The organism is Mesorhizobium sp. M0898 (assembly GCF_040319695.1).
GTDB lineage: Bacteria > Pseudomonadota > Alphaproteobacteria > Rhizobiales > Rhizobiaceae > Mesorhizobium.
Window position 1 is genome coordinate 38,833 of the sequence record NZ_JAMYOE010000005.1, and the last position, 8,837, is coordinate 47,669.

Genomic DNA, 8,837 nt, shown 5'->3' on the forward strand with positions numbered 1-8,837 from the left:
TCAGTCAAGCCTCGGCATCCAGTAGATCAACAGATAGATCGGGATCCAGGTCGCGACCACGAAATCCCAGTAGAAGACGTTGTCGCCAACGTCCCCGAAACGCCGGCCGCTATAGCCATGGCGCGTGAACATCAGGACCGTCAGCACCAGCGTGTCGCCGACGTCGGTAATCAGGTGCGTTGTGTGAAGGCCGAGCAGGACCCACAGCATCGAGCCGTACGCATTGGTATCCCAATAAATGTTGAGGGCCGGAAATTCGAACCAACGCACGACAAGCGGTGCGATACCGAGCAGCGACATGACGATCAGGCCGATGCGCACGGGCACCATGGCACAGGCTTCGGCGTAGCGGTTCAGTATGTGATTGGGCACCACGCTGGCGAGCAGCAACAGCGTGACGATGGTGCCCGGCCAATGGTTGGGCGGCGGCACGCCCAATGGCCATTTGGGCGACAGATAGGCGAGGTAAAGATAGGTGCCTGCGGCGAGCGCGAAGCCGGTGCCCTCCAGTGCCATGAAGGCGAGAGTGCCCCACCAGGTCGGGCTGCGCGGTCCGATCCCGAAGGTCGGGAGTTTGGAAAGATCGGCGACAGGATGCTGTTTCATTCCTCATCCTCCGGATCGCCTTTCGGCCAGAACCAACCGATCAAAGTGATGGCGATCGGCCCGGCTCCCCAGACCACCGCCCACGGGCTGAAGATCGAATAGAGAAAGGTGGCGCCGACGGCGAGCGCGGCGAACAATGGCCAGATCGACGGCGTCGCCGACTTCTCGCGCACATCTGGATGCGCCTCTGCCACGGTCGAAATGACAAGTTCGCGCGCGTCGACGCGAAGCCCGGTCGCGACAGGCAGCGTGTCACGTTCGGCCCAGAGCGGCTCGGCGTGGGTAACCACCGGGATCCGAGCGAAATTATAGCTCGGCGGTGGAGAGCTCGTCGCCCATTCCAGCGTGCCGGCATTCCAGGGATTGTCCCCGGCCGGGGCGCCCCTCGAGGCGCTGTACACTAGGTTTATAGTGAACAGAACGAAGCTTAGGAACAGGATGACCGCGCCGGCTGTGATGAACAGGTTGATGTTGCCCCAGCCGAGTTCCACCGGATAGGTATAGACCCGCCGCGGCATACCCCACAGGCCGACAATGTGCATCGGAAAGAACGCCGCATTGAAGCCTAGGAAGGCAAGCCAGAAGTGCCAGCGTCCGAGACGTTCGCTCATCATCCGGCCGGTGATCTTGGGGAACCAGAAATAGGTCGCGCCGAGCAGCGGGAACACCGACCCGCCGATCAGCACGTAATGGAAATGCGCGACCACGAAATAGGTGTCGTGCACTTGCAGGTCCAATGGCACCGACGCCAGCATCACCCCGGTCAGGCCGCCCGCGACGAACGTGAAGAAGAAGCCGAACATGAACAGCAGCGGCGTTCTGATTATCGGGCGTCCGTCCCACAATGTCGCCAGCCAGCAGAAGATCTGCAGCCCGTTCGGGATGGCGATCAGCATGCTCGAGGCGGTGAAGAAGCTCGCGCCGAGCTTGGGCAGACCGGTTGCGAACATGTGGTGAACCCACAGGCCGAACGACAGAAAGCCGACTGCGATCAAGGCCAGTGCCATGCCCAGATAGCCGAATACCGGACGCCGGGCGAAAGCGGCGATGATCGAGGACACCATGCCGGTAGCCGGCAGGAATATGATGTAGACTTCGGGGTGGCCGAAGAACCAGAACAGGTGCTGGAACAGCAATACGTCGCCGCCCTCGGCGGGATTGAAGATATGGGTGCCGACCAGCCGGTCGAGGATCAGGAACGTCGACGTGATCATGACCGCCGGCATGGCGAACACGATGACGAAGGAGGTGACCAGCATCGCCCAGACATAGAGCGGAATCTTGTCCAGCGACATGCCCGGCGCGCGTTGCTTCAGCACGGTGACGATGGTGGCAACCGCGACCGCCAATGATGACACCTCGGTATAGGTGATCATCTGCGCCCACACGTCGGAACGCTTGCCTGGCCCGAATTCAGGACCGGACAGCGGCACGTAGGAGAACCAGCCGACGTCGGGCGCCATGTCGAGTGCAAACGACACCCAGGCGAAGAGGCCACCGGAGAGATAAATCCAGAAGCTGAATGCATTGAGGCGCGGAAAGGCGATGTTGCGGGTGCCGACCATCAGCGGCACGAGGTAGATGCCGGTCGCCTGGACGATCGGCACCGCAAACAGGAACATCATCGACACGCCATGCATGGTGAACAGCTGGTTGTAGCGGTCCGGCCCGATCAGCCCGCGCTCCGGCCCCGACAGTTGGATGCGCATGGCAACGGCGCTGAGGCCACCGAAGCACAGGAAGGCGAAAGCGGTAATCAGGTAGCGCCGCGCGACAATCTTGTGGTCGACGCTCGAGAGCGCACCGATGATGCCCGGCGCCGTCTGCCATGTCCGCGCCAGCCAGCGGTCAAGGCTGGAGTCGTCGAGGCCGGTGTCGCGAGGACCGTCGCGCTCGGGGGCCAGGTCTCCTTTGCCGGCCGCTGCTCGCTCGCCGGCGAGCCGACGCTCACGGGCCACGTCGGCGCTGCTCATTTCAGGCCCTCGAGATAGGCGACGATCGCATTCAGTTCGTCCCCGTCCAGTCGCACCACCGGCATGTGGGCGCCTGGCTTGATCCCCTGCGGATTGGCTATCCAGGCTGCGAGATTGCCGCGGCTCATTGTCAGCGTGCCGGCAGCGAGCGTTTGCCGGCTTGCGATATGCGTGAGGTTTGGGGCGACCGTGCCGCCGGCGATGGTGCCGCCGATCTTGTGGCACATCACGCAGGGCCGTTTGAGGAACAGGTCGTGGCCGGTTTTGGCCTCGGCCGACACGGGGGCGGCCGCCGGCCGCAGCTGATCGTTCAGCCAGGCATCGAAGACGGGCCGAGGTTCGGCGATGATGAAGGTGCTCATATTGGCATGCTGCGCGCCGCAGAACTCGGCGCACTGGCCGCGATAGACGCCGGGCTTGTCAGCCTTCAGATCGAGAACGTTCTCGTGGCCTGGAATGAGGTCCAGCTTGCCCGAGAGGTTCGGCACCCAGAAGGAATGGATGACGTCGGTCGAGGTCACTACAAGCCGCACCGGCTCGCCCGCTGGAATGTGGATTTCATTGGCGGTCGTCAGGATGCGCTTTGGCTGATCGTTTTCGTAGCGCACCTCCCACCACCATTGATGCCCGGTCACCCGGATCGTCAGCGCCGCATCCGAGCCAATGGCGGCGAGCGTCCGGTTAGCGAAGTAGCTCAGCAGCGTCAGGCCGACCAGGATCAGGGCGGTAGCGGCGAGTGCGGCGACGACAATTCGCATCTTGCTGCGCTCGGCGGCAGCGTCGAGGACAAGCGGATCGCCGACCGGCAGCGGGCGCCGGGCCAATGGCACGATCAGCACGGCCATCACCAGAAGCCAGACCACCGTGCAGAGCGCTGTGAAGAACCAGATCAGCCATGCGAGCTCGTTCGCGGCCGGGCCCTTTGGGTCGAGCGCGGATTGCCAGCCGCTGCACCCTGCAAGGAGCAGGATGCAGGCCGTGCACCCGCACACCGTCCAGACACCGCGGCTCACGGCGACTTCCCCAGCGTCGTGGCGTCCGGCAGGCGATTCTCGGATGGATGGGGCATCATGTCGTCGTCGCGGCCAGGCGCGGCGGAGGACGGTGCGTTGCCGCTCAGTGCCCGGACGAAGGCAGCAAGCTCCCAGATCTGGTCATCCGGGATCGTGTCGCGGAAGCTCGGCATGCCGTTGGGCCGGCCGTCCCTGATCGTGGCGTGGATGCTTTCGATCGAGCTGCCATAGAGCCACTTCTGGTCCATGAGCGCCGGGCCCATGCCGCCGCCGCCATTGGCATGGCAGCCGGAACAGTTGAACCAGTTGAACAGACGCTTGCCCTCGCTGAGGTGGAAGGCGTTGGCCTCGAACACGCCGGCCTTGCTGTCGGACGAGGTCGGCCGTTGGCCGCCCGGCTCGAGGGCAGTCACGGCTGCCGGTTGATCGCCCGAGCCGAACGCCGACTGTGGACGCGTGTCGCGTTCCTCACGCTGGCACCCGGAAACCGCGAGGATCGCGAACACCAGCAAGGGAAGACCGCGCTTCATTTCAAGGCGCTCCGACAGGATCGAGGCGGGGCACCTGGTAGGTCGCCAGGATCGCGTCGATCTCGGCGCGGTGTCTGGTCAGGGCGGCGTTCACCTCGTTGCGCAGCGTATCGTCGCCACGGCGCACGCCCATCGAGATGTCGTAGATCATCGGCAGTTGCGGGCCGTCCACGCGCGGCGAAACCGGCGTGATCCGCAGCGCCACCTTCTGCCTGGATGCAAAGTAGCCGGCCAACGGCCCCCAGACGACGGCCATATCGATGTCGCCATTCGCGACCGCCTCAATGATGCGCGCTGGCGGGTTCGGCGCCGAATAGTCCCCATAGACGGGGAAACCGATGAGATGGCCGACGATGCCACGACGGCCAAGCGCCTGGACGGGGGGCGAGTTGGCGCCATCGTCGCCGATCAGCTGGACGCCGATGTGCAGATCGCGCAGGCGAGGATCGTTGAAGGACGTGATTTCCGGCGCATCCTTGCGTGTCACGAACACATAGGAAGACCGGTAGTAGGGCGCGGTGGTGCGCAGCATCTCGAGATTGGCGGGCGTGCCGGGCACCAGATCGCACAAGCCGGCTTTCAGCGTGTTGCGGACGAAGCCGCGCCGCTGTGCCCACCACGTGTAGGAAACAGTCGCGCCAAGCTCCGTCGCGACGAGTTCGGCGATCTTGTTTTCAAAGCCCTGCCTGGCGGCATTGGAGAACGGCATGTTGTTGGGATCGGCGCAGATCCTCAATTCGCGCGCATCGGCAACGGCGGCGACGAGCGAGAGCGCCAGTGCGCCGACCGCGGCGCCAAACCGCCGGGAAGATTTTCTCCGTGCGCGCGCAACTCGGCCGGTCGTCTCAAGGGAGCCGGAACACATACAGCGTACCTCCGGGCGTGGTTACATCCTTCAGATCCTTCATGACGTTGACAAAGCCGAGCGCGGCGGTGGCGTCGCGCGGATCGAGATCGCCGGATACGATCGCACCGGCCCAGCCGCCGACGCCCGAAAGAACCGCAACATATTGGTGCCCGTCCGGGCCGCGATAGGTGATCGGCTGGCCGATGATGCCGGACGACGTCTTGAACTGCCACAGCAGTTCGCCGGTCCTGGCGCTGACCGCCTTGAACCAGCCTTCCATAGTGCCATAGAACACGACGTTGCCGGCGGTGGCGACGGCGCCGCTCCACACCGGAAAGTTCTCCTTCAGGCTCCACGCCGGCTTGGCGGCGGCGACATCCCAGGCGGTGAAAGCACCGCGATTGCCGCCCGGCCCGGGGATCATGCGCACGTTCATGCCGACATAGGGCGTGCCGGCGATGTAATTCACCTCGACGCCTTCTTCGTCCATGCAGAGATTGTTGTGCGGGATGTAGAGCAGACCGGTCTTGGGCGAGAATGCCGAAGGCTGCCAGTCCTTGAGGCCCGATGCGGTCGGGCAGATGTCGCGCACAACCTTGCCGGTGCCGGTCTTCTTGTCCGGATTTACAATCAGCCGGCCGGTCTTGAGGTCGACGCCCGTGCTGGAATTGACGGCCCCGAAGGGGACTGCCGACAGGACCTCGCCTGTGGTGCGATCCAACAGATAGACGTAGCCGTTGCGTTCCGGTCGGACCAGCACCTTGCGGGGCTTGCCCTGCCAGGTCATGTCGAGCAGCACCTGTTCGTTGATGCCGTCGTAGTCGTGCAGATCGTGCGGGGTCCATTGATAGAACCATTTGGCTGCGCCGGTGTCGGGATCGCGTGCAAAGATTCCGGCGGTCCATTTGTTGTCGCCGGGCCGCAGATCCGGATTCCACGGACCGGGATTTCCGGTGCCATGGAATATCAGGTTTAGGTCCGGGTCATAGGAGATCCAGCCCCACACATTGCCGCCGCCGATCTTCCAGGCGTCGGGCGGCCACGACGTCACGCCGAGATCCTTGCCCTTGTCCATGTCGTAATGCGGCTTGAAATCCGGGCCGATCAGCACCTCGGCGTCCGGGCCGGTATTGTAGGCCGTCCAGACGACGTGCCCGTCGCCGGCGTCGAGCGCCTTGATCCAGCCGCGTACGCCCATTTCGCCGCCGGAATTGCCGACCAGTACCTTCCCCTTCACCACCAGCGGCGCCATGGTGATGGTCTCGCCGATATTGACGTTGCCGATGTGGGTGTTCCAGACCGGTTTGCCGGTGGCCGCATCGACGGCGATCGTGTGGCCATCGAGCGTGTTGAAATAGATGCGCCCTTCGAAGAAGGCTGCACCGCGGTTGACCACGTCGCAACAGGCAACGCCCTGCGCGGCGGGCTCGGGATTGGGCTCGAACTTCCACTTCATCGGCGCGCCGGGCTTGGTAAGGTCAAGCGCGTAGAGGATGTTGGGAAACGGTGTCACGATGTACATCGTGTTGCCGACCACCAGGGGCGCGGCCTCCTGGCCCTTGTTGACGCCGGTCGAGAAGGTGAAGGCCACCTGCAGGTTCTTGACATTGTCCTCGGTGATCTCCGCAAGTTCGCTGTAGCGGGTCGAGGCGTAGTTCTTTGCCGGCATCGCCCATTGGCCGTCGTCGGGCGGAGCAGCTGCGGCCGGCGGATTTATCGCAAAGCTTGACGTTGACTGAGCAACCGCCGCGGTAGTCAGCGCGAAGCCTGCCAGCAGCGTCCATCCCAGCATCGCAGCCAATGGCCTCTTTCCCCTTTTGCCAAGCACCCTATTTTTCGCCGCCACCAGTCGCGCTTGCCTCATTGGCTGTCGAGTTTGCCGACATTGGCGCAGAGCTCCATTAGCTGCCGCTGCGCCGTGTTTGTTGAACACTCTCCAACGCGTGAGCGGCGCAGAAGTGCCAAATGCAACGAAATAAATGTCGGATTCGGTTGGCCAAAGTCGGCGGCCGGGCGCTTGGGACAGCCGATCCGAATGTTAGCGCTCAAGTCGGAAGTAAATCTATTCCCGGTGGTCCGGGTTCGGCTGGAACGGAGCGGCGCTTTTCGCAGTTGTGTCGAATGCTGTCTGCAGTCGAGCAACTGGCTCAATCGGTAAAAGAGCGGCGAGCGATCTTGTTCGTTGGAGCCGGGGTGTCGATGAGCGTCGGCTTGCCGTCCTGGCAAAAGCTCATCGAACACATGCAAAAAGAGCTCGGTCTGGACGAGGATACGATCGGTGCGCCGGAGGCCAGCTATCAGGCGCTTGCCGAATACTACCGGCTCAAGCAGGGGAGCCTCGGCCCTTTGCGCAGTTGGATGGATCGTGAGTGGAGCGTCTCGCGGGAAGAAGTGCAGCGGTCGGCAATCCACAAGCTCATCGTATCGCTCGATTTTCCGATCATCTACACCACCAATTATGATCGCAACCTCGAAGTTGCCTTCGAGATCCATAGCCGGCCCTTTGTGAAAGTGGCCAATGCGAAGGATTTGCCCAAGGCCACTGGCGAGGTGACGCAGATCATCAAATTCCACGGCGATTTCGACGACGACAAATCTTTGGTCCTGGCGGAGACCGACTATTTCGACCGGCTTTCGTTCGATTCGCCGCTCGACGTGAAATTTCGGGCCGACGCGCTGGGGCGCACCATCCTGTTCATCGGCTACAGCATGTCCGACATGAACATCCGTCTGCTGCTGCACCGGCTTTGGCAGACCTGGCGCCGCTCCGGCTATGACAAGAATCGCCCGAAATCCTTCATCTTCATGTCGCAGCCGAGCATCGTCCAGGAGGCTGTCCTCGGCCGCTGGGGCATCGATATGCTGACCGAAGAGGCCGACGATCCTGAGGACGCGCTGCTCGCGTTCCTGAACGAACTCAAGGATAGGGTGGGCCGGCCCGACGGCGCCTGAAAAGCCTGCGCAGCGACGAAGCAGTGGGGAACCGGTTGGCCCAATGTGAGTTGGGGAGGCTAAGTCTCACGGGATCAAGCCTGTATGAGCGGAGGCAAACACAAGCGCAGAGTGCATGCCAAAGAGGGCCTGTCGGCCGAGTTGGCCTATGAGATCGATTTTTTTGCCCGCAGGTGCGGCCTGACGAGGGGCGAAGCACTCAAGATGATGCGAGATGCCGGCCGGTTGAAGGACAGCGCGAAGGCATCTTACGAAACCGGGGCGAAGTAGCGGCGTGGATCCCGCTTCGTGGTTGGCTTTTCTCGGAACGGTCATCCTGATGCCGATGCCGCCGGGGCCCGACAGTCTGCTGGTGATTTCGCGCGGCATCGGGCAGGGCCGTGATGTTGCCCTGTTCACCGTCCTGGGAATGACCCTCGGCGCCGGTATGGTCCAGCTGCCGCTCCTTGCCCTCGGCATATCGTCGCTGCTCCAGGCATCGCCCCTTGCCTTTGCCATGCTTCGATGGATGGGCGCAGCCTATCTCGTTTGGCTTGGATCGCGTCTGGTGCTGCTGCCGTCGGCCGGCGTCGCCGTCGAGGAGCCCCGCAGTGTCGGGCCGCTTGTGGCCGCACGCGAAGGAATGATCGCCAATCTGATAAATCCCTGGCCGATAACCTTCATGGTGGCATTCCTTCCACAGTTCGTCGATCCCGCGCGCGGATCGGTCACACTGCAATTGCTGCTGCTCGGCGGCAGCCAAAAAATAACCGGTGTGCTCGTGCTGGGCACATATGCGCTCGCTTCCGGTACGCTCGGGGCCTGGATCATGAGACGACCGAAGGTAAGGCTCTGGCAGCAGCGCGTGGCAGGCTGCTTCGTCGTCTGTCTCGGTATCCGCATGGCAGTCGGTGGTGGCGCGCACCGCTGAGGATCG

At 63.1% G+C, this 8,837-nt stretch carries 9 protein-coding genes; 3 read left to right on the forward strand and 6 right to left on the reverse strand.

The window, feature by feature from the left end; translation table 11 throughout:
- Genes NKH90_RS08900 through NKH90_RS08925 form a run of 6 tightly spaced genes read right to left on the reverse strand, consistent with a single transcriptional unit; the run spans position 1 to position 6,761 of the window.
- Positions 1 to 606, reverse strand: coding sequence for a cytochrome c oxidase subunit 3 (locus NKH90_RS08900; protein ID WP_352818888.1), 606 nt, complete (start codon positions 604 to 606; stop codon positions 1 to 3).
- Entirely contained in the window at positions 603 to 2,579 is a 1,977-nt protein-coding gene (gene ctaD / locus NKH90_RS08905; protein WP_352818891.1) for a cytochrome c oxidase subunit I, read from the reverse strand. Before ctaD ends, NKH90_RS08900 begins: the two co-directional genes overlap by 4 nt.
- Entirely contained in the window at positions 2,576 to 3,592 is a 1,017-nt protein-coding gene (gene coxB, locus NKH90_RS08910) for a cytochrome c oxidase subunit II (RefSeq protein ID WP_352818894.1), read from the reverse strand. The genes ctaD and coxB overlap by 4 nt, the downstream gene beginning before the upstream one ends.
- Positions 3,589 to 4,122 carry a c-type cytochrome gene (locus NKH90_RS08915; protein ID WP_352818897.1) on the reverse strand — a complete coding sequence of 178 codons (534 nt, stop codon included), beginning with the start codon at positions 4,120 to 4,122 and terminating at the stop codon, positions 3,589 to 3,591. The genes coxB and NKH90_RS08915 overlap by 4 nt, the downstream gene beginning before the upstream one ends.
- A gap of 1 nt (position 4,123) precedes the next feature.
- Complete coding sequence (locus NKH90_RS08920; RefSeq protein ID WP_352818902.1) at positions 4,124 to 4,987, reverse strand: substrate-binding domain-containing protein; 864 nt, start codon at positions 4,985 to 4,987, stop codon at positions 4,124 to 4,126.
- On the reverse strand, positions 4,968 to 6,761 hold the full coding sequence (locus tag NKH90_RS08925) for a methanol/ethanol family PQQ-dependent dehydrogenase (protein WP_352819158.1): 1,794 nt from the start codon (positions 6,759 to 6,761) through the stop codon (positions 4,968 to 4,970). The genes NKH90_RS08920 and NKH90_RS08925 overlap by 20 nt, the downstream gene beginning before the upstream one ends.
- A 329-nt stretch (positions 6,762 to 7,090) precedes the next feature.
- Between NKH90_RS08925 and NKH90_RS08930 the strand changes: the two genes are divergently transcribed.
- The 3 genes from NKH90_RS08930 to NKH90_RS08940 all read left to right on the forward strand — a co-directional run bounded on the left by NKH90_RS08930 (position 7,091) and on the right by NKH90_RS08940 (position 8,831).
- Entirely contained in the window at positions 7,091 to 7,921 is an 831-nt protein-coding gene (locus NKH90_RS08930; protein WP_502898808.1) for an SIR2 family NAD-dependent protein deacylase, read from the forward strand.
- An 84-nt stretch (positions 7,922 to 8,005) separates the two neighbouring features.
- Positions 8,006 to 8,191 (forward strand): hypothetical protein, encoded by a 186-nt coding sequence (locus NKH90_RS08935; RefSeq protein WP_352818907.1) that lies wholly within the window; start codon positions 8,006 to 8,008, stop codon positions 8,189 to 8,191.
- A 22-nt stretch (positions 8,192 to 8,213) separates the two neighbouring features.
- Positions 8,214 to 8,831, forward strand: coding sequence for a LysE family translocator (locus NKH90_RS08940; protein WP_352818910.1), 618 nt, complete (start codon positions 8,214 to 8,216; stop codon positions 8,829 to 8,831).
- The last annotated feature ends 6 nt before the right edge of the window (positions 8,832 to 8,837 follow it).